The 19,865-nt window shown below is 73.5% G+C and carries 17 protein-coding genes; 8 read left to right on the top strand and 9 right to left on the bottom strand.

Annotation, left to right across the window (positions count from 1 at the left end; genetic code table 11):
- The 3 genes from AC1WTP_RS03395 to AC1WTP_RS03385 all read left to right on the top strand — a co-directional run bounded on the left by AC1WTP_RS03395 (position 1) and on the right by AC1WTP_RS03385 (position 1,952).
- Positions 1-810: an SDR family NAD(P)-dependent oxidoreductase gene (locus AC1WTP_RS03395; protein ID WP_481647763.1), complete on the top strand. Its 810-nt coding sequence runs from the start codon at positions 1-3 to the stop codon at positions 808-810.
- Positions 811-977: 167 nt separating this feature from the next.
- Entirely contained in the window at positions 978-1,517 is a 540-nt protein-coding gene (pyrE, locus tag AC1WTP_RS03390; protein WP_447134935.1) for an orotate phosphoribosyltransferase, read from the top strand.
- Between the two features lie 57 nt (positions 1,518-1,574).
- The gene (locus AC1WTP_RS03385; protein WP_007073957.1) at positions 1,575-1,952 is read left to right on the top strand and encodes an ArsR/SmtB family transcription factor; all 378 of its coding nucleotides are present in this window, start codon (positions 1,575-1,577) and stop codon (positions 1,950-1,952) included.
- Positions 1,953-2,010: 58 nt separating this feature from the next.
- On the opposite strand, the gene AC1WTP_RS03380 is transcribed toward AC1WTP_RS03385, so the two are convergent.
- The 6 genes from AC1WTP_RS03380 to AC1WTP_RS03355 form a co-directional block, all read right to left on the bottom strand.
- On the bottom strand, positions 2,011-2,724 hold the full coding sequence (locus AC1WTP_RS03380; protein ID WP_481647762.1) for a DedA family protein: 714 nt from the start codon (positions 2,722-2,724) through the stop codon (positions 2,011-2,013).
- 159 nt (positions 2,725-2,883) lie between these two features.
- Positions 2,884-5,409, bottom strand: a complete 2,526-nt coding sequence (locus AC1WTP_RS03375) for a polynucleotide kinase-phosphatase (protein ID WP_481647761.1) — start codon at positions 5,407-5,409, stop codon at positions 2,884-2,886.
- Positions 5,406-6,845 carry a 3' terminal RNA ribose 2'-O-methyltransferase Hen1 gene (locus AC1WTP_RS03370; protein WP_481647760.1) on the bottom strand — a complete coding sequence of 480 codons (1,440 nt, stop codon included), beginning with the start codon at positions 6,843-6,845 and terminating at the stop codon, positions 5,406-5,408. The genes AC1WTP_RS03375 and AC1WTP_RS03370 overlap by 4 nt, the downstream gene beginning before the upstream one ends.
- 157 nt (positions 6,846-7,002) lie before the next feature.
- A complete protein-coding gene (locus AC1WTP_RS03365; protein WP_481647759.1) occupies positions 7,003-8,550 on the bottom strand; it encodes an LPXTG cell wall anchor domain-containing protein in 1,548 nt (515 codons plus the stop codon).
- Between the two features lie 215 nt (positions 8,551-8,765).
- A complete protein-coding gene (locus tag AC1WTP_RS03360) occupies positions 8,766-10,349 on the bottom strand; it encodes an LPXTG cell wall anchor domain-containing protein (protein ID WP_481647758.1) in 1,584 nt (527 codons plus the stop codon).
- Between the two features lie 210 nt (positions 10,350-10,559).
- Positions 10,560-12,062 (bottom strand): hypothetical protein, encoded by a 1,503-nt coding sequence (locus AC1WTP_RS03355; protein WP_481647757.1) that lies wholly within the window; start codon positions 12,060-12,062, stop codon positions 10,560-10,562.
- 157 nt (positions 12,063-12,219) lie between these two features.
- On the opposite strand from AC1WTP_RS03355, the gene AC1WTP_RS03350 reads away from it, so the two are divergent.
- Together AC1WTP_RS03350 and AC1WTP_RS03345 are read left to right on the top strand one after the other, a co-directional pair.
- Entirely contained in the window at positions 12,220-12,699 is a 480-nt protein-coding gene (locus AC1WTP_RS03350; RefSeq protein WP_481647756.1) for a SigE family RNA polymerase sigma factor, read from the top strand.
- Positions 12,696-13,760, top strand: a complete 1,065-nt coding sequence (locus AC1WTP_RS03345; protein ID WP_481647755.1) for an LCP family protein — start codon at positions 12,696-12,698, stop codon at positions 13,758-13,760. The genes AC1WTP_RS03350 and AC1WTP_RS03345 overlap by 4 nt, the downstream gene beginning before the upstream one ends.
- Positions 13,761-13,769: 9 nt before the next feature.
- On the opposite strand, the gene AC1WTP_RS03340 is transcribed toward AC1WTP_RS03345, so the two are convergent.
- The gene (locus tag AC1WTP_RS03340; RefSeq protein WP_481647754.1) at positions 13,770-13,982 is read right to left on the bottom strand and encodes a hypothetical protein; all 213 of its coding nucleotides are present in this window, start codon (positions 13,980-13,982) and stop codon (positions 13,770-13,772) included.
- Between the two features lie 139 nt (positions 13,983-14,121).
- On the opposite strand from AC1WTP_RS03340, the gene AC1WTP_RS03335 reads away from it, so the two are divergent.
- Together AC1WTP_RS03335 and fbaA are read left to right on the top strand one after the other, a co-directional pair.
- Complete coding sequence (locus AC1WTP_RS03335) at positions 14,122-14,505, top strand: phage holin family protein (protein WP_481647753.1); 384 nt, start codon at positions 14,122-14,124, stop codon at positions 14,503-14,505.
- 167 nt (positions 14,506-14,672) lie between these two features.
- A complete protein-coding gene (fbaA, locus tag AC1WTP_RS03330; protein WP_481647752.1) occupies positions 14,673-15,698 on the top strand; it encodes a class II fructose-bisphosphate aldolase in 1,026 nt (341 codons plus the stop codon).
- Positions 15,699-15,769: 71 nt separating this feature from the next.
- On the opposite strand, the gene AC1WTP_RS03325 is transcribed toward fbaA, so the two are convergent.
- Positions 15,770-17,026, bottom strand: a complete 1,257-nt coding sequence (locus AC1WTP_RS03325; RefSeq protein ID WP_481647751.1) for an LOG family protein — start codon at positions 17,024-17,026, stop codon at positions 15,770-15,772.
- A gap of 241 nt (positions 17,027-17,267) precedes the next feature.
- On the opposite strand from AC1WTP_RS03325, the gene AC1WTP_RS03320 reads away from it, so the two are divergent.
- Positions 17,268-17,696: a DUF3151 domain-containing protein gene (locus AC1WTP_RS03320; protein WP_481647750.1), complete on the top strand. Its 429-nt coding sequence runs from the start codon at positions 17,268-17,270 to the stop codon at positions 17,694-17,696.
- A 129-nt stretch (positions 17,697-17,825) separates the two neighbouring features.
- Here the strand turns inward: AC1WTP_RS03320 and AC1WTP_RS03315 are convergent, their stop codons facing one another.
- Positions 17,826-19,646: a MinD/ParA family ATP-binding protein gene (locus AC1WTP_RS03315; RefSeq protein WP_481647887.1), complete on the bottom strand. Its 1,821-nt coding sequence runs from the start codon at positions 19,644-19,646 to the stop codon at positions 17,826-17,828.
- Positions 19,647-19,865: the final 219 nt, after the last annotated feature.

Here is a 19,865-nt window from a genome sequence, read left to right as displayed (position 1 = left end):
GTGACCGTCGACCAGCCCGGCACCGAGCGACGGGCGCTGATCACCGGAGGCACGGCCGGCATCGGCGCCGCCTTCGCCCGCCGACTCGCCGCCGACGGCTGGCACCTGGTGCTGGTGGCGCGGGACGCCGCCCGGCTCGCCGAGACGGCCGCCGAACTGACCGGCCGGCACGGCCGGGAGGTGGAGACGATCCCCGCCGATCTGTCCACCGACGACGGTTGCGCGCTGGTGGAACGCCGGCTCGTCGCGGAGCCCCCCGTCGAGCTGCTGGTCAACAACGCCGGGATCAGCCTGAACACCCCGTTCCTGCGATCGTCCGCCGAGGACGAGACCCGACTGCTCCGGCTCAACGTGCACGCGGTGCTGCGGTTGACCCTGGCGGCGCTGCGGCCGATGACCGAACGGCGGCGCGGGGCAGTGATAAATGTCTCTTCCGTCGCCGGTTTCGGTGCCGTGATGCCGGGGTCGACGTACTCCGCCAGCAAGGCGTGGGTGACCAATTTCAGCGAGTCGGTGGGCCAGTCCGCCCGCCCGTTCGGCGTGCGCGTGATGGCGCTCTGCCCCGGCTACACCCGCACCGAGTTCCACGACCGGGCCGGCATCAACATGTCCAAGACGCCGGAGTGGATGTGGCTGCGCGCCGACGACGTGGTCGACGAAGCCCTTCGTGACCTGCGGAAAGGCAAGCTGGTCAGCATCCCGGCGTGGAAGTACAAGCTGGCCGTGGCGGGGCTGCGGCACGCGCCGCGGCGGCTGCTCGAGGTGGTCGCCCGGGACACCCGGGGCCGGATCGGCCGCGAGAACGGCTGACGCCCGGCGTCGGGGTCGACCGCTGTCGTTTCCGGCCGGGCCTCCGGCCGCGTACCGCGCGCGGTCGCTCAGCGTAGCCGGACATCGCCACCCGTCTTTCGCCCGCACGGTGGACCCGGGTGGGCCCCGCACGCGGCTCCCAGACTTCCGCAGTACCCTCTATCGCCATGGGGGCCCACGACGACCTGCGTAAATTCATTACCGACCTGGCTGTGGTCCATGGACGGGTGGTGCTTTCCTCGGGGCGTGAGGCGGACTGGTACGTGGATCTGCGGCGCGTCACGCTCCATCACCAGGCTGCGCCGTTGGTCGGCCGGGTGATGCGTGACCTCACCGCCGACTGGGCGTACGACGCGGTGGGCGGGCTGACCCTCGGCGCGGATCCGATCGCGCTGTCGATGCTGCACGCCGCGTCCGAGAATGATCGCCCGCTGGACGCCTTCGTGGTCCGCAAGGCGGGCAAGGCGCACGGCCTGCAGCGTCGGATCGAGGGACCGGACGTGGCCGGGCGCCGGGTGTTGGCGGTGGAGGACACCTCCACCACCGGGGGGAGTGTGTTGACCGCCGTCGAGGCTCTTCGCGAGGCCGGGGCCGACGTGGTGGGTGTGGCGGTTATTGTTGATCGAGGCGCCGGCGACGCGGTGCGAGCCGCCGGATTGCCGTACCGGGCGGCCTATACGTTGGCTGACCTCGGCCTTGTGGCGTAAAAGTCTGCCGATTCGGATCCGCTGATATGCAGGCGGATCGATGCTGCTGGTGGAAGGATGGAATACGTGGGAACTGCGTTGGCTGAAATGACTATGCCTCAGATCTCGCCGCTTGCCGGCGAGCCGATCGAACGTGCCGATGCCGAGCGTCTCGCCGGGGTCCTCAAGGCCCTCGCCGACCCTGCTCGACTGCGGCTGCTCAGCCTGATCCAGTCGGCGCCCGAGGGCGAGGCGTGCGTGTGCGACCTGACCGCGCCGCTCGGCCTCTCGCAGCCGACGGTCAGCCACCACCTGCGGATCCTCACCGAGGCCGGCCTGCTCGAGCGGGAGAAGCGTGGTGTCTGGGCGTACTACCGGCTGGTCCCGACCGCGATCGCCACGATCGCCGATCTGCTGACCCCGCCGCGCAAGCGGGCCACCAAGAAGGCTCGCTGACCCGTACCGATCGTCCGGTGCCATCCCTTCGCGGGGACGGCGCCGGACGGCCGGCCGGTCAGTGCTTGCCGTAGTGCTCGCGGGTCTCCCGGATCGCCTCCTCGGCCGCCGCCACCTCCTCCGGCGTGGTGCCGCGCTTGGCCGCCATCCGCGCCCGGAGCAGCTCGACCGCGATCGGGACCACCGAGATGCCGACGATCGCGATCAGGATCAGCTCGATGTTCGCCTTGACGAACGGGATCTGGCCGAGGAAGTAGCCCAGCACGGTCACGCCGGTGCCCCAGAGGATCCCGCCGATCACGTTGTAGGTCACGAAGGTGCGGTAGTTCATCCGGCTCACCCCGGCCACGATCGGGGTGAAGGTCCGCACGATCGGCACGAAGCGGGCGAGCACGATGGACCGGGCGCCGTACTTCTCGAAGAACTCGTGCGCCTTGAGCACGTTCTCCTGCTTGAACAGCCGGGAGTTGGGCCGGCGGAACAGCGCCGGGCCGACCTTGCGGCCGAACGCGTAACCGACCTGGTCGCCGGCGATCGCGGCGAGGGTGATCAGCAGGCAGACCAGCCAGAGCGGCCAGGTGATGTACTGCCCGTCGGCGGTGAGCAGGCCCGCGGTGAACAGCAGCGAGTCGCCCGGCAGGAAGAAGCCGATCAGCAGGCCCGACTCGGCGAAGACGATGACCAGGATGCCGAGCAGCCCGAACGTCGAGATCAGCACCTCTGGATCGAGCCAACTCGGCCCCAGGGCCAGGGTGGTGGTGGGCGTCGGCACGAGGTGACCTCCGATGAATGCCGGGTCGGTGACGGAACGTCCGTAGTCTAGGTGGCCGCCCGTAGGCGGCGGTGCTCGACGTCACACCGGAACCGGGCCGCCCCCGCTCACCGCGGCGCGACGACGAGCGTCTGTACCGCCCGGCCGGCCGGGGCGCCGCTACAGCCGCGGGTCGACCGGCTCCGACTCGCAGGCCAGGATCGCGAAGACCAGCTCGTGCCGCCGCCACAGCGGCGCACCGGCGACCAGGGCGTCCAGCGCCGCCAGCCCCAGCCCGTGCTCGCGCAGCGCCAGCCCGCGCTTGCGTCCCAACGGCCGGCGGCGCAGCGCGGCCAGCTGCTGCGGCTCGGTGTAGCCCGGACCGTAGATGATCCGCAGGTACTCGCGGCCCCGGCACTTGATGCCCGGCTGGAGCAGCGAGCCCCGCTCGCCGCGCGCGGCGAGCCCGGCGTACGGCTTGACCACCATGCCCTCGCCGCCGGCCACGGTGAGCGCCAGCCACCAGTCCGTGGCGGCGGCCACCGCGTCGGAGTCGGCGAGGTCGACCACCTGCCGCCGGGTCGGCGTGAAGAACTCCGGATCGGCGGCGCAGAGCCGGTCGGCCAGCGCCAGGTGCCAGCCGTGGTCCCGGTCGGCGTAGCTGGCCTTCGCCCCGGCGAGCACCGCGAACGGGGCGAGGGTCACCCCGCGCAGCCCGTCGGTCGGCCCCACGTACGCGCGGTAGGCGGCCGAGTAGGCCAGCACCTCGTCGCGGCGGCGGGTCATCCGGTCGCGCAGCTCGCCCAACGGCAGACCCCGACCGGCCGCGGCGTCCAGGGCCGCCAGCGCCGCCGGCAGCGCGGCCCGGCCGGCGGCGCCGACCCCGGCGTACTGCTCGCGGATCAGCCCGCCCGCCTTGGCCGACCAGGGCAGCAGCTCGCAGTCGAGCAGCAGCCAGTCGGTGTCCAGCTCGGCCCAGAGCCCGGCCGCGGTCACCGCTGCGCGGACCCGGCCGAGCAGCTCGTCGTCGAGCGGTGCACCGAAGAACGGCCGGCCGGTGCGGGTGTGCACCACCCCGCCGCCCGGCCCGAACGGCCCGCCGTCGGCCTCCCGGCAGACCAGCACCACCGCCCGCGAGCCCATGTGCTTCTCCTCGCAGACCACCCGGTCCACGCCCGCGGCGCGGTAGTCGGCGAACGCCTCCGCGGGGTGCTCCAGGAAGCCGTCGCGCTGCGACGTCGAGCAGGGCGCCATCGTCGGCGGCAGCCAGGCCAGCCGGCGCGGGTCCACCGCGAACCGGCTCATCACCTCCAGCGCGGCGGCGGCGTTCTCCGCCGGCACGGTCAGCGACCCGTACGCGTGCTCGACGTGCCGCCGGCCGGTCACGTCGGTCAGCTCCAGCACCAGGTCCGGCCGGGCCGGGGCGGCGGTCAGCGGGCGGGCCGGGGCGTACCACTCCCGCTCCGCCGGCACCGAGACCAGCTCCTTCTCCGGGTAGCGCAGCGCGGTGAGCCGGCCGCCGAAGACGCAGCCGGTGTCGATGCAGATGGTGTTGTTCACCCACTCCGGCTCCGGAGTGGGCGTGTGCCCGTAGACCACCATGGCCGAGCCCCGGTAGTCGCGCGCCCACGGGTAGCGCACCGGCAGGCCGTACTCGTCGGTCTCGCCGGTGGTCTCGCCGAACAGCGCGAACGCCCGTACCCGCCCCGAGGCGCGGCCCTGGTACTCCTCCTTCAGCCCGGCGTGCGCCACCACCAGCCGGCCGCCGTCCAGCACGAAGTGGCTGACCAGGCCGTCGACGAAGGACGCCACCTCGGCCACGAAGCTGTCCGGCTCCGCCGCCAGCTGGTCCATCGTCTCGGCCAGCCCGTGGGTGAGGCGCACGTTCCGGCCGCGCAGCCGGCGCAGCAGCTTCTGCTCGTGGTTGCCGGGCACGCAGATCGCGTGCCCGGCGGTGACCATGCCCATCACCAGGCGGAGCACGCCCGGGGAGTCCGGGCCGCGGTCCACCAGGTCACCGACGAAGACGGCGGTACGCCCCGCCGGGTGCGTCGCGTCCACCGGCCGGCCCCGCTCGTCGCGGTGCAACTGCCAGCCGAGCCGGGTCAGCAGCGTCTCCAGTTCGGCGCGGCAGCCGTGCACGTCGCCGACGACGTCGAACGGTCCGGTCAGCTCGCGCCGGTCGTTGAAGAGCTTCTCGTAGCGGATCTCGGCGGCGTCGATCTCGTCCACGCCGCGCAGCACGTGCACCTTGCGGAAGCCCTCCCGGGCCAGCTGCCCGTACGAGCGGCGCAGGTCGCGCTGCATCCGGGCGAGCACCTGCCGGCCGAAGGTGCGGTCGGCGCGGGCCCCGGTGCGCTCCCAGGCCAGCGTCTCCGGCACCTCCAGCACGATCGCCACCGGCAGCACGTCGTGCTCGCGGGCCACCCGCACCAGGGCGGCCCGGGCGTGCGGCTGGAGGTTGGTCGCGTCCACCACGGTGAGCCGGCCGCGCCGCAGCCGGGTGGCGGCGACGTGGTGCAGCGCGTCGAACGCGTCGGCGGAGGCGGACTGGTCGTTCTCGTCGTCGGCGACCATCGCCCGGAAGGTGTCCGAGGAGAGCACCTGGCTGGGCGCGAAGTGCCGGCGGGCGAAGGTGGACTTGCCGGAGCCGGAGATGCCGACCAGCGCCACCAGGGCGAGTTCGGGGATGTCGAGAGTGGTCACCGGCTCGCCTCCGTCCGGGTGAACACGGCCAGCTGGGTGGGGGCGCCGAGCTCGGGGTCGTCGTCGCCGACCCCGCGGATCACGGCGGGGTAGCCGTACGTGGTGGCCACCCGGTCGACCCAGCCGGCGAACTCCGCGCGGGTCCACTCGAACCGGTGGTCCGGGTGGCGCAACCGGCCCGCCGGCAGGCCCTCGTAGCGGACGTTGTACTCGACGTTGGGCGTGGTCACCACGACCGTGCCCGGGCGGGCGTGACCGAACACGGCGTCCTCCAGCGCCGGCAGCCGGGCCGGGTCGAGGTGCTCGACGACCTCCATCAGCACCGCCGCGTCGTAGCCGCGCAGCCGGTCGTCCCGGTAGGTCAGCGCCGACTGCCAGAGCCGGACCCGGTCGCGCTGCCGCTCGGGCAGCCGGTCGAGCCGCAGCCGCCGGGCGGCCAGGGCCAGCGCGTGCGGGGACACGTCCGTGCCGACGATCTCGGTGAACCGGCGGTCGCCGACCAGTGCCGCGAGCAGCGCGCCCGCGCCGCAGCCGAGGTCCAGCACCCGACTCGCGCCCGCCCCGGCCAGCGCGGCGAGCACCGCCTCCCGGCGGCGCGCGGCCAGCGACGGCTGGCGCACGGCGTCCTCGGCGGCGTTGTCGTCCACGGTGTCGGGCTCGGCGGCGGCCGGCTCGTCGGTCAGCCGCTGCTCGGCGAGCCGGGTCAGGGCGAGCCCGGCCAGCGCCCGCCGGTGTGCCAGGTAACGGCGGATGATCATGCCCCGCTCGGGGTGGTCGGCCAGCCAGCCGGCGCCGGCCCGGAGCAGCTTGTCCACCTCGTCCGGGGCCACCCAGTAGTGCTTGGCGTCGTCCAGCACCGGCAGCAGGACGTAGAGGTGGTTGAGCGCGTCGGCGACCCGGAGCGTGCCGGTCAGGGTCAGGTCGACGTACCGGCTGTCGCCCCACTCCGGGTGCTGCTCGTCGAGCGGGATGGCGGTGGCGGTCACCGCCCAGCCGAGCGGGGCGAAGAGCCGGACCGCCACGTCCGCGCCGCCGCGACAGCGCAGCACCGGGACGTTGACCTCCAGCGGGATCGGCGTACGGGCCAGCTCCGGCCGCTCCCGGGACTCGCCCCGCAGCGCCGAGCGGTACACCTTCGACAGCGCCGAGGAGAGCAGGCTCGACGCCGCGTACGGCCGGTCGTTGACGTACCGCCCGAGGGTGAAGCTCTCCGGGGTCGGAGCCGGCTGCCGGCGGCGACCGCGCGCGCCGGCCAGCCGCAGCGGGTCGACGTCGAGCAGCAGGGCGGCGGTGCAGCGCTGCTCGCCGGCCTCCGGGTAGAACACGTGCGCGGTGCCCACCGGCACGTCGAAGGAGTGTGCCCGGTCGGGGTGCTTGACCAGCAGGTGACCGAGGTCGGTCGCCGGCCGGTGGGTGGTGGTCAGGGTGAGCAGCACGCGCCCATGGTGTCAGTCCCGTCGATCTTGCGTCGTCCGGTTTTCGGTGTGTCTCGCGGTGGTGGGCGTGGGTGCTGCCGGGTCGGGTGTCGTGGGGCGGAGATGGCGGTGCCCCGCCGACCAGGGGGTCGGCGGGGCACCGGTGGTGCGGGGTGGATCAGGCGACGAAGCGGGTGCGGCGGCGCTTGGCCACCAGGTAGCCGCCCACGCCGGCGGCGAGCAGCAGGCCGCCGAGGCCGGCGATGAGGCCGGTGGAGGCACCGGTGATCGGCAGCGAACCGCCGTCACCGCCACCCCCGCCACCGGTCGCGCCCTTGATGACGAACGGTGCGGTGTCGTTCTTCGGGTTCAGGTCGGTGACCGGCCCATCCCCCATCAGGTCGAAGTGCAGCAGCTCGACCGAGCCCGCTGCGCCGCCGGCGCCGTCCATCCGCAGGCCGAACTCGAACACGGCGCTCTCGCCCTTGTGCAGCACGTCGTACCACTCGCAGAAGTAGACGCGTCCGCCCGGCTCGCCGTATCCGCCGGTCTTCTCCCCGGCCTTGCCGGGCGAGCACTCCACCGGCGCTACCACCACGGTTGCGCCGGCGGGAATGGTGATCTTCGCAGCGGTCACCAGCTCGCCGGGCGAGTACGAGTTGATCATGGCTGGGCCGTTGTTGGTGAAGCCGACCTTCGCGGAGACCTTGCCACCGGCCGAGCCCGCCACCTCCGTACCGTTGGCGGCAACGTCGGCCCGCTGGTCTCCCGTCACGGCCACCAGGATCTCGGTGGTGTTGTTCGTCGAGTCCGTGTCGGTCTGCCGGAGCTGGCGGGCCACCGACGGCGTCGTCGGCTCCAGCGTCAGCGCCTTCCCGCTGCCCTTCTCCCATTCGTCGGCCGGAACGGGGAAGTCCGCGAGGAACTCCGCCCAGTCGCCGCTGGCGAACCACCAGGCCGCGCCGAACTGCTGACCAGGAGCCCAGGCGTCGGGCGCGATCTTCAGCGCGGACGAGGCGTCGAGTTGCAGCGCCGAACCCGGCGCGATCTCCTCGCTCAGCTCGCAACGGGCCCAGTTGGTGCCGAACGCGGAGAGGTAGGAGCAGTTGGAGTACCGCTGGGCGGGAGCGACAGCGGTCGTGCTCACCAGAAGCAGGACGGTGTCCCGGGCCGTCGTGTCCCCGATGTTGGTGATGCCCAGCGGTGCCTCCACCGTCGAACCGGGCGCCCCGGAGAGCTGGAGCCGGTCGCTGGCCTTCAGGTCGATGCCCTCGCCCACCTCGACCGTGGAGGTCGTGCGGATGGTCTTCTCGCCCTCGGCAGCTAGGGTGAAGGTCAGCTCACCCGTGTCGCCGGCCTTGGCGGAGTCGGTGGCCTTGACGGTCAGGTTCAGGACGTAGTCGATGGTGTCGGCGCCCTTGAGGTTGCAGGTGATGAGCGTGCCCGCCTCCGTGCAGCCCGGCAACCTGTCGGCCAGCGAGACCGTGGCGAAATCCTTGACCGCGGTGCGGTCGACGGTCACGCTCAGCTGCTCCGGCAGGGCGTCGGTGAGGGCGTACAGCATGACCGACTTCTCCTCACCGCCCGGCGCGATCAGCGCGTTGTTGGCGTAGAGGAAAGTGTCGTCCGCGTTCTCCTCGGCGGAGGCGGGGGTGGCGGAGGCGGCGATGAACGCGCCTGCGACGCCCAACCCGGCGAGCCAGCGCCGGGTGGAGTTCTTGAGCATTGAGGGGTTCCTCCCGTGGGGGTTCCAGGTGGAGCCCGTGGAGCTTAAGGAGCCGTTAAGGATCGCCGCAGCCCGGACAGGCCGCTACCAGCGAAGTCGAGCCGAACGGCTGATCAGGAACAGCCCAACGTCGTGGCCGTTCCACACGGTGGGGCGGCAAGCGGACGGTGCCCCGCCGACCGCGGGTCGGCGGGGCACCGGCGGTGCGCGGTGGATCAGGCGACGAAGCGGGTGCGGCGGCGCCGGGCCACCAGGTAGCCGCCGACGCCGGCGGCGAGCAGCAGCGCGCCGATGCCGGCGATCAGGCCGGTCGACTCACCGGTGATCGGCAGCGCACCGCCGTCACCTTCGCCGCCGCCGCTGCCACCGGTCGCGTTGACCAGGATCTCGGCGGTGTCGTTCGCCGGGTTCAGGTCCTTGGTCGCGGTCTCGTCCGGCCCGCCGTGGAACAGTTCGACCTGGCCGGTCAGGCTGCCGGCCTGATCGACGCGGAGAGAGAACGGGAACTCCACCTTCTTGCCGCTGCCCACCACATCAGGCACGAAGCATGCGTAGGCGGCCGCGCCAGGCTTGCCGGAATCCGGGCCGAACTCGCCCTCGGCGTCGGCGCAGTTCTCCGGTGCCTTGACCGCCGTGGTGCCCTTGGGCAGGGTCACCAGCGCCAGGGTGTAGATGCCGTGCTCGCCACCGGCGTTGACCGCTGCCGGCCCGTTGTTGGTGAAGCCGACCGTGACCGGGACGGTCTTGCCGACCGCACCGTCCACGGCGGCGCCGTTGGCCGCCACATCGGCCTTCTGGTTGCCCTTGACGGCGAGCTGGATGCCGGTCTCGTTGTTGTACGGGTCGACATCGGTCTGCGGCAACGACCGGGCCAGGGAGCGTGCGGCGACCGACGGCTCGAGCTTCAGAGTGCCCTCATCGCCCTTCACGCTCTTGCCGAAGTCGGGCACCTGGGCCCGGAACGCCGCCCAGTCCGCCGGGGTGAGCCAGCTGGCGAAGCCGTAGTCATTGTTCGGCGCCCACGCATCACCGGGGACGGCGAAGCCGAAGGAGTCGTCGAGCCGGGCGCCGGCACCGGCCGCCACCGTCCCGTCGAGGGTGCAGGCGTAGGACCAGGTGTCGAAGTTGTCCTCGAAGTACTCGCAGTTCTCGTACCGCTTCGCGGGCGCGAGACCGTACGAGCCGAAGAAGAACAGCACCGCGCCGCGAGCGTCCGCCTCGCCCTGGTTGCCCACCGACAGCGGCGAGTTCAGGGTGCTGCCCGGGGTGCCGGTCAACTGGAGGAACGGTTCCGAGGTCAGGTCGACCCCTTCGCCGATCGTGATGGTGGAGCGGTAGCTGGCGGTACCGGCGCCCGGAGCGGTGACGGTGAACTCCAGCTCACCCTCCTGCCCGGCCTTGGCGGTGGCCCGCGGCAGGACCAGGAGGGAGAGCAGGTCCAGGTCCGGCTCGGAGTCGTTCTTGACCGTGCAGGTGATGATGGCGTCGGTTTCCGTGCAGGAGCCGGGGCCATCCGGGAGCTGCACCTCGGCGAAGCCGTCGACGGCGCTGCGGTCCACCTTGACGGTGTAGGCGGTGAACGGCTCGTCCACCAGCGAGTAGAGCGAGATGCCCTTTTCCGCCCCGCCGGGAGCGACGATCACAGGGTTCGCGTACAGCGCGAAGCCCTCGGCCGCTTTGGCGTCGGCGAGAGTCGCCCCGGCGTCGGTGGTGGCGAACGCGGGGGTGGCGGAGGCGGCGATGAACGCGCCTGCGACGCCCAACCCGGCGAGCCGGCGCCGGGTGGAGTTCTTGAGCATTGGGGGTTCCTCCCGTGGGGATTCCAGGTGGAGCCCGTGGAGCTTAAGGAGCCGTTAAGGATCGCCGCTGCCCGGAGGCGCCGCACCTGCGCGAATATGGCCGAACGGCTGATCGGGAAGGCCACAACGCCCGGCTGGTCCTTCGCGCGCTGTCGCCGCACCGTGCTGGAGCGTGACTCCTTCTCCCGATCAGCGAATGGCCGGTTGAGGTCAGGCGACGAAGTCGGTGCGGCGGCGTCGGGTCAGCAGGTGGCCGGAGATGCCCGCGGCGAGCAGCAGGGCCCCCAGGCCGGCGAGCGCGCCGGTGGTCTCGCCGGTGACGGGCAGCGCGCCGTCGTCCCCGCCACCGCCGCCACCGGTACGCGGAGTGACGGTGATCCGCGCGGTGTCGTTGGCGGGGTTGGTGTCGGCGGGCACGTCGACGGTCACCGCGCCGGAGGTGGCCCCGGTGAGCCGGTCGACCCGCAGGGTGAAGGGAAACTCCAGGCGCTCACCCGCGCTGGCGAAGCCGGTCCCGCTGTGGCACCCGTACGTCCGAGCTCCTGGCCGGCCGAAGTCGTCGGCCGGGTTCCACCCGGCCGCGTCGATCGGCGCGCAGAGGTCGGTCACCTCGACCGCCGTGGTGCCCTCGGGGATGCGTACCCGCAGCAGCGGCTGGAGCCGCCAGATCTCCACGCGGGTCGGGCCGAGGTTGCGGAACGCGGCCGTCACCCGCACCCGGTCGCCCACCCGGGCGCGGACGCCGCCGCCGACGGCGGCCACGTCGGCCGTCCGGTCGCCGGTCACGGTGAGGTCCACGGCGGTCCAGTTGTCCCAGGACGCGGTGTCGGTCTGCCGGCTCGTCGGCTGCTCGACCAGGCGCAACTCCTCGCCCGGGCCCGGGGCGTCCGGCGGCAGCGGCTCGTCCGGGTTCTGTTCGACCAGCGCCCAGTCGTCGGGCGTCCACCACTGGAGACGGTTGGCCAGCACGAGGCCGCTGCGGGCGCCGGTGTCGACGGCGAGCGGTAGCGGCGCCGAGAGCCGGTAGGACACCCCCGGGCGCAGTTCGGTGTCGAAATGGCAGATCGTGGGCCGGGTCTCCTGCTGGCGGCAGTTGCGGAAGGTGCCGCGGTATCCCAGCGGCCGGTCCGCGGTGAACACCAGCACCGCGCCGTCCAGCGGGGTGGGGCCGGCGTTGCGGACGGTGCTCGACAGCTCGAGCCGGGCGCCCGGCCCGCCGCGGAGCGTGGCCCGCGGTTCGGTCTGCAGGTCGAGCCCCTCGACAACGGTGACCGTGGTGGTCCGGGTGGCGGTGCCCACCGCCGACGTCCCGGTGATCGTCAACTCGGCCCGTCCAGCCAACGGGGCGCCGGCCCGGGCGGTCACCCGGTAGTGGAGCCGGGGCGTGCGGCTCCACGTGTCGAAGGTCGTCGCGCACCGCACGACGTCGCGGTCACGCGCGCAGTCCCAGCCGTTGCCGGTCAGGTCGAAGCCGCCCAGCGCCACCGCCTCGGACGCGTCGATCTCGACGGTCACCGGCACGTCCTCCGGCGTGGGGTGACCGTCGAACCGGACGTCGATCCGGCCGAGGGCGCTGTGCCCGGGTGCGACGAGCACGTCCCGGGACGCGACCCGCAACTGCCCGGCGGCGGCCGCGGGGACGGCACCGACGGTGACGAATCCGGCGGTGACGGCGATCCCGGCGAACCAGCGTCGAACGGAGTGCCGGAGCATGGTGGGCGTCCTCCCGGTTGACAGCGGAGCGTGGTCAGGCTCTCACGGAAGTCACTGCCCCCTGCGGCTGCCGCGCCCGGAAACCCGGGGGTGACGGGTCGACCGCAACGTTCCGCCGGCCCGCTCCCGTCATCAGGGGCAGAGCCCGGGAGGTGCAGTGACGTACGAGGAGTTCGCGGACTCGCGGCTGGCCGCGCTGCTGCGGTACGCGGTCATGCTGACCGGCGATCCGCACCAGGCGCAGGACCTGGTGCAGGACACGATGGTCCGGGTCCAGCTCAACTGGCGCCGGGTGGCCCGGGCGGACTCGCCCGAGCGCTACGTACGCCGGATGCTGACCAACCAGTACGTCGACTGGCACCGGGGCTCCTGGATGCGGCGGGTGCTGCTGCGCGCGGAGCCCGACGACGCGGTGCCGGCGCCGGCCGACCACGCCCAGCACGCGGTGGACCGGGACCAGCTCTGGTCCTGGCTGGCCCGGCTGCCCCGCCGGCAACGGGCCACCCTGGTGCTCCGCTACTACGAGGACCTGCCCGACGCCGAGATCGCCGAGATCCTCGGCTGTGCCGTCGGCACCGTCCGCTCGTCCATCTCCCGCGCCCTGGCCACGCTGCGCGCCGAATACGTGGAGGCATGACCGTGATCGAAGACGACCTACGTGCCGCCTTCGCCCGGCACGAGACGCTGGCCCCACCCGCCGGGCCGGTGCGGGCCACGATCGCCCGGCTGGTCGCCGTGCGGCGCCGCCGCCGGCAACGGCTGCGGGCCGGCGGCGTCGCGCTCGCCCTGCTCGGGCTGCTGGGGGTCGGGATACCGCAGTTCACGCCGGACCGGGTCGCCGAGGACACGCTGCTCATCGAGCCGGGCCGGCGGGCCCCCGCCGGGGCGCTGAACGTGCTGCTGCTCGGCGTCGACTCGCGCGGGGAGGCGCCGCCGGTGGCCGACTCGGTGCTGCTCGTGCACATTCCCGCCGACCGCGGCCGGCCCTTCCTGGTCTCGCTCCCCCGCGACCTGGAGGTGGCCATTCCCGGTCACGGGCGGAACAAGTTGAACGCCGCCTTCCCGTTCGGTGCCGGGTGGGACCGGCCCGACCTGACCCGCGGCTACGACCTGACCCGGCGGACGGTCGCCGACCTGACCGGCGCACGGATCGACGCCGGCGCGGTGCTGACCTATCCGGTGCTGCGCGAGGTGACCGACCTGCTGGCCGGGGTGGAGGTCTGCCTGCCCCAGCGGGTCCGGTCGAGCCACACCGAGCGGGTCTTCCCGGCCGGTTGCCAGCGGGTCGACGGCCGGGCCGCGGTCGACCTGCTCCGGCAGCGCCGGGACCTGCCCGACGGCGGGTTCGACCGGGACCGCAACGCCCAGCGGTTCGCGGCCGGCTTGATCAACCGGGCCGGTGAGCAGGGCGTGCTGAGCAATCCGGTGCGGCTCTCCCGGCTGCTCACCGAGATCGGACCGGAGCTGACCGTGGCTCCCGACGGCGGCTCCCTGTCGGACCTGCTGCGGGTGGTCCCGGAGTTGGCGTCGGTCGAGCCGGTCGGGCTCAGCCTGCCGGTCGTCCAATCCTCGGAGGCGCACCGCTGGGTCCTGCGCCCGGATCCGGCCGCCGCCCCGGCCTTCCTCGCCGCGCTCCGCGAGGACCGGCTGGCGCAGTGGGCCGCGCAGCACCCGGAGCGGGTCACCCCGCTCCGCTGACCGGACGGGTCAGCGGTAGTCGTCCTCGTCGCCGGCGACCACCCGGGCCTGCTCCATCGCGTCCCAGTCGTCGACCTCCAGGCCCCGATGCGGCTCGGCCTCGCCGTCGGCGGGGTCGATCGACACGGCCTGCTCGACCGCGTCGGCCGGCTCCGCCTCCAGGTCGCGCTCCTCGGGGCTGAGGTGGTCGCTGGGGGCGAAGTCCTCGTCGGGCTGACCCATCAGTCCCTCCCTAGATCTCGGCGGTCGGTTACCCCACACACCGTACGGGCTGTGCCGGTCGTGCGCTCGCAACGGCGGGTGCGAGCCCAGTCGACGGAATCGCCCCACCGGCCGGTACGCCCGGTGCCAGGATGGCACCGTGGGCTTCCTGATCCGGCTGGCGATCACCGCCGCCGCGTTGTGGATCACCACGCTGATCGTGCCCGGAGTGGAGGTGAGGGGTCGGACCGGCGGCGACACCGCGCTCACGCTGGTGGTCGTGGCGCTGATCTTCGGCGTGGTCAACGCGGTGCTGAAGCCGTTGATCAAGGTGGTCGGCTGCGTCTTCTACCTGCTGACCCTCGGCCTCTTCGCGCTGGTGGTGAACGCGCTGCTGTTCCTGCTCACCGACGCCATCGCCGGGGCGCTCGACCTGCCGTTCCAGGTGGACGGTTTCTGGGCGGCGTTCTGGGGCGCCATCGTGATGGCCGTGGTGACCTGGCTGATCAGCGTGGTCCTGCCGGACCGGCTGGAGGGCCGGTGACGGCATCGGGACGCGCCTGCGCCGCCGGAGTCCGGGCACGCACCGGGTCGGTTGTGCCGGCGCGGCGCTCCTACGGGATACTGCCGGCGGAGGACAGCGCGGTCCGGCGCACCCAATGGACAACAGCGGCCAGCACGGCCGACAGCGGTAAGTAAGGAGCGTTCGACATGCCCATCGCTTCCCCCGAGGCTTACGCGGAGATGCTGGACCGCGCCAAGGCCGGCCGGTACGCGTACCCCGCGATCAACGTGACGTCCTCGCAGACCTTGAACGCCGCGTTGAAGGGCTTCGCCGACGCGGAGAGTGACGGCATCATCCAGGTTTCCACCGGTGGCGCGGAGTACCTCTCCGGTCCGTCGGTGAAGGACATGGTCACCGGCGCCGCCGCGTTCGCCGCGTACGCCCGAGAGGTGGCCAAGAACTACCCGGTCAACATCGCCCTGCACACCGACCACTGCCCGAAGGACAAGCTGGACAAGTTCGTCCGGCCGCTGATGGCGATGTCGCAGGAGCGGGTGAAGCGCGGCGAGGAGCCGCTGTTCCAGTCGCACATGTGGGACGGCTCGGCCGTGCCGATCGCGGAGAACCTGGAGATCGCCGAGCAGCTGCTGACCGAGGCCGCCAAGGGCAAGATCGTGCTGGAGATCGAGGTCGGCGTCGTCGGTGGCGAGGAGGACGGCGTCGAGAACGCGATCAACGAGAAGCTCTACACCACCGTCGAGGACGGCCTGGCCATGGTCGACGCGCTCGGCCTCGGCGAGAAGGGCCGCTACATGGCGGCGCTGACCTTCGGCAACGTGCACGGCGTCTACAAGCCGGGCAACGTCAAGCTGCGCCCCGAGGTCCTCGACCACATCCAGATGGCGGTCGGCGCCAAGTACGGCAAGGAGAAGCCGCTCAGCCTGGTGTTCCACGGCGGCTCCGGCTCGCTGCTGTCGGAGATCCGGGAGGCGCTGGACTACGGCGTGGTGAAGATGAACATCGACACCGACACCCAGTACACCTTCTCCCGCCCGGTGGCCGACCACATGTTCCGCAACTACGACGGCGTGCTCAAGGTCGACGGCGAGGTCGGCAACAAGAAGATGTACGACCCGCGGGTCTGGGGCAAGGCCGCCGAGGCGGGCATGGCCGCCCGGGTGGTCGAGGCCTGCGAGCACCTGCGCTCGACCGGCACCACGATGACCAAGTGACACGCTGACCCGTACCGCCGACGGCCGGCTTCCCGCCCGGGGGCCGGCCGTCGGCGTTTCCCGGCCCTCGGTCAGGCCGGGGTGGTGAGCAGCCGGACGGCCTCGTGCACGTCGTCGGTGAGGTACACGGTCCCGGACAGGTCGCCGAACGGCGAGGCGGCCAGCAGGGGCCGCAGCAGCGACTCCACCGGCAGCTCCCGGGTCCAGTACGCGCGGTCCAGGAAGACGTACGCCCCGCTCGCCCCGTCGGTGCCGTAGTAGGTCTTGGTCGCCGCCTGGAAGACCTCCTGGAGGGTGCCGGCCCGGCCGGGGGCGAAGACGATCCCGCCCCGGGCCAGCCGCAGGATGGTGTCCTCCCGGATGGCGTTGGAGAAGTACTTGGCGATCCGGCCGGCGAACAGGTTCGCCGGCTCGTGCCCGTACAGCCAGGTGGGGATGGCCAGCCCACCGGTGCGCGCCCAGTCCAGGTCGCCGTGGGCCAGCGTCGCCGAGTCGGCGCGGGACCGGGTGGCCTGGTCGGCGGCCCGCGGCGCCGGCGGCACGACCGACCGGCCGAAGACCTCCCGGACCCGCAACGCCGCCGCCGTGTAGCGGTCGTGGTCGGTGAAGTCCGGTGCGCCGGCGAGCAGGTCGATCGCCGCGTCCAACTCCGCGGCCGGGCGTCGGGCCAGGTAGGCGCCGAGGTTCGCCGCCTCCATCACCCCCGGTCCGCCGCCGGTGACCACCAGCCGGTCGGCCCGGGCCAGCTCCCAGGCCAGCACGGCGGCCATCCGGTACGGCAGGCTGCCCCGCGGCACCGCGTGACCGCCCATCACCCCCACCACCGACTGCGGCCCGTGCACGGCCAGCCAGGCGCGGGTGGCGTCGGCGAGCGCGTTGTCCACCCCGTGGTCGTGCAGCCGTTGGCCGAGCGCCTCCTTCACCTCCGGCAGCGCCCCGCCGTGCGCGCGGAAGTGCTCGTAGACGCGGGTGTCGTACATCCCGGCGAACCCGCCCTCGGCGAAACCGGCGGCGAGGTCCTCGGGCGTGTAGAGGTGCGCCGGCTGGGTCGGGTACGGCAGTCCGGAGAAGGGCGGGACCACGTTCGCCCCGCGCCGGACCAGGTCGGCGCCGACCTCCCGGTTGGCGAACCGGCAGCCGACGAAGAGCGTGCCGGCGACCGGCACGCCGGTGAGGTCGGGAACCGGGTCCAGGTCGAGCCGGAGCCCCTGCACGGTCAGGCCGGCCAGGCTGCCGGTGGCCAGCCGCCGGTCGAACTCGGCCCGGGTCTCGACCTCGTCGGCGCAGATGTGCGGCTCGATGACGTCCGCGGGTGGTGGAGTCGGCACCCGGTCATCCTGCCCAACGCCGTCCAGCTGCCAAACCCCGGCCGGACGGACAGGAGCCCGGCGGCCGCGGCCACCGGGCTCCTGCATAACCGGGTCCTGGGGAGGCTCCGGACCAATAGTTGTAGTGGAAAATACTTGGCGGCGGCATAGGCCGCAGGCGTGACCAACTCCTCAGCCGTTCAGTCAACCGGTCTGCCCGACCCCCTCGCGGGCCGGTGGGCGAAGCGGGTTGAATGGGGCGATGCAGAACCTGTTGCCGGAACCACCGGCCACCCTCCTCCCCGCGCACGACGAGGCCGACGCCGCCCTGTCGGCCGCCGAGCAGGCCGGCAGCGACCAGGCGTTCGCCGAGGTGGCGGCGCGATTCCCGAGCTACAGCGCGGGCTGGGCCGCGCTGGCGGCCCGCGCCTTCGCCGCCGACCAGGTGATTCCCGCGTACGCGTTCGCGCGCACCGGCTACCACCGGGGCCTGGACCAGCTGCGTCGCAGCGGCTGGAAGGGGCACGGCCCGGTGCCCTGGTCGCACGAGCCGAACCGGGGCTTCCTCCGCTGCCTCTACCTGCTGTCCCGGGCGGCCGGCGAGATCGGCGAGGCGGACGAGGCGGCCCGCTGCGCCCAGTTCCTCCGGGACTGCGACCCGGCCGCGGCGGACGCGCTGGCCAGCAACTGACCCAGCGCGACGGCCGGCCCGTGACCTCGGGCCGGCCGCCCGGCCCGGGCCGGCCGGTGACCTCGGGGCCGCTGCCTGACTCCGGCCGGTGCGGCGCCTGGGCTCTGGTTCGCCGGCCGGCCGTCTGACCTACAGGCCCTCGGCGACGGCTGCGGCGATCTTGAGCCAGGCGTCCCGGGTGGCCGACGAGAGTGCGCCGTACCGGATCGGCTCCCCGGTGTCGATGAGCCGCTCGTAGGGCGCGAGCAGCACCGCCCGGGTGCGGGCGGCGAAGTGCTCCTGGATGGCCGGCAGGTCGATCTCCTTGCGGGAGGGGGGCATGGAGACCACGGTGACCGCCTGCCGGACCAGCCGGTGCCGTCCGCTCTGCTCCAGGTGGTCGAGCATCCGGGCGGCCGTCTCGGCCGAGTCGTTCCGGGCCGACATGGTGACCACCAGCTGGTCGGTGGCGTCCATCGCGGCCTGCCAGTTCTGCGCCCGGACGTTGTTCCCGGTGTCCACGAAGATCAGCTTGTAGAAGCGGCTGACCACCTCGCGGATCTCGGCGAACGCCGCGGCGGTGAGCATCTCGCCGCCGGTGGCCGACTCGTCCGAGGCGAGCACGTCGAACATCCCCTCGCCCTGCGAACGGACGTACTGCGACAGGTCGCCGATCCGCCCGTGCGCCCCCTGGAACTGGCCCAGGTCGCGCAGCATGTCCCGCACCGTACGGGAGTGGAAGTCCTGCTGGGCACGCATGCCCAGGGTGCCCTGGGTCTCGTTGTTGTCCCAGGCCAGCACGTAGCCGCCGCGCTTCTGGCCGAACGTCATGGCCAGCAGCAGGATGGCCACCGTCTTACCGGCGCCGCCCTTCGGGTTCACCACGGTCACCTGGCGCAGCCCGCCGAAGTTGCGCCGGACCATCTCGATGTCCCGCTTGAGCTCCTGCTCGTGCCGCCCCGGCGGCAGGCGCAGCCCGATCTTGTTGACCACCGCCCGTACGCCCATGGTGGCCACCGGGTCGGCCGGGCGCACCTGCCGGCGCCGGGCGAAGTCCTCGGCGGTCGGCGGCGCGGTCGCCTCGGGGCTCCAGTTCGGGTCCGGCTGGGCCGGCGGCACCCGGGTCACCCCGTCCGCCGGCTGGTAGGGATGCTGCGGGGCCGGCTGTGCCGGGGTCTGCTGCCAGCCCGGCGGGTACCAGCCCGGCTGCGGCGGGAACGGCCCGGGCGGTGGCGCGTCCGGTCGCGGGTCGGGTGACTCCGGGGCCCCCGGCTGCGGCACCGCCGGCGGACCGGGCTGCGCGCCACCTTGCGCCGGCACGGCCCCGGTGGCCTGCTGGGCCGGCGCTCCGCCGTGCGCGAGCGCGGTCCCACCTGGCTGGGTCGGGGCTCCGCCCTGCCCCGGCACGGCGGGACCGTGCCGCGGCGGGGTGGGGGTGCCGTGCACCGGGGCGGGGTCCTCCGGGGCCGGTGCCATCGTGGGTGGGGTGCCGGTGGTCGGCGAAGGCGTGCCGGGGACCGGTCCGGGAGAGCCGGCGGCCGGTCCGGTCGAGCTGGTGGCCGGCTCGGCGGCCGCGCCGGAGCGCTGCGGCGGCTGCGCCCAGGGTGACTCGCCACCCCTGACCACGGTGGCCGGAGCCGGCCCGCCGCCCGGCGCCGCGCTCTCCGGTCCGGCCGGGGTCGCGCTCTCCGGCCCGGCCGGGGTCGCGCTGCCCGGTCCGGGCGAGGCCGTGCTCTCCGGTCCGGGTGGGGCTGTGCTCTCCGGCCCGGGTGGGGCTGGGCTCTCCGGTCCGGGTGGCGTCGTGCTCTCCGGCCCGGGCGGGGTGGGCGGCGCGGTCGACGTCCGGGCTGACGGGCCGGCTGCCGTGGCCCGGTCGCTGTCCGGCTCGGCGGCGGCCGAGGACGGGGTGCCCGGTGCGGTCGTCGGCCCGGTGCCGCCGTCGACGCCGGTGCCCCGGTCCGGCGTCGGCAGGTGGTCCGGTTCGCCCGGCGGGCCGCCAGAGGCAGCCCCGACCGGGTCCTTGGCGGTGGCCGGGCCGGGGCTGGCCGGCGGGCGGGCCGGGGTCGGCCCGGCCATCGCCGGCTGGTCGAGGGTGAACGGCAGGTCGAGATCGACCAGAGCCGGTTGCCCAGCCCGGGGGGCCGGTACACCCGCCGGCGTCTCGATCCGGTCGGGCCGGTACCGGTCGAC

The sequence above is a fragment of the Micromonospora sp. R311 genome, assembly GCF_056780015.1.
The sequence above is the reverse complement of the archived record's forward strand: the minus strand, read 5'-3'. Positions and strand labels throughout refer to the sequence as shown.

What these genes read in the sequence shown, in the direction of transcription:
- AC1WTP_RS03355 (WP_481647757.1), bottom strand. Translation starts at nt 12,062, where the DNA reads ATGCTCCGGCACTCCGTTCGACGCTGGTTCGCCGGGATCGCCGTCACC.
- pyrE (WP_447134935.1), top strand. Translation starts at nt 978, where the DNA reads ATGGGGGCCCACGACGACCTGCGTAAATTCATTACCGACCTGGCTGTG.
- AC1WTP_RS03345 (WP_481647755.1), top strand. Translation starts at nt 12,696, where the DNA reads ATGACCGTGATCGAAGACGACCTACGTGCCGCCTTCGCCCGGCACGAG.
- AC1WTP_RS03360 (WP_481647758.1), bottom strand. Translation starts at nt 10,349, where the DNA reads ATGCTCAAGAACTCCACCCGGCGCCGGCTCGCCGGGTTGGGCGTCGCA.
- fbaA (WP_481647752.1), top strand. Translation starts at nt 14,673, where the DNA reads ATGCCCATCGCTTCCCCCGAGGCTTACGCGGAGATGCTGGACCGCGCC.
- AC1WTP_RS03385 (WP_007073957.1), top strand. Translation starts at nt 1,575, where the DNA reads ATGGAATACGTGGGAACTGCGTTGGCTGAAATGACTATGCCTCAGATC.
- AC1WTP_RS03320 (WP_481647750.1), top strand. Translation starts at nt 17,268, where the DNA reads ATGCAGAACCTGTTGCCGGAACCACCGGCCACCCTCCTCCCCGCGCAC.
- AC1WTP_RS03340 (WP_481647754.1), bottom strand. Translation starts at nt 13,982, where the DNA reads ATGGGTCAGCCCGACGAGGACTTCGCCCCCAGCGACCACCTCAGCCCC.
- AC1WTP_RS03365 (WP_481647759.1), bottom strand. Translation starts at nt 8,550, where the DNA reads ATGCTCAAGAACTCCACCCGGCGCTGGCTCGCCGGGTTGGGCGTCGCA.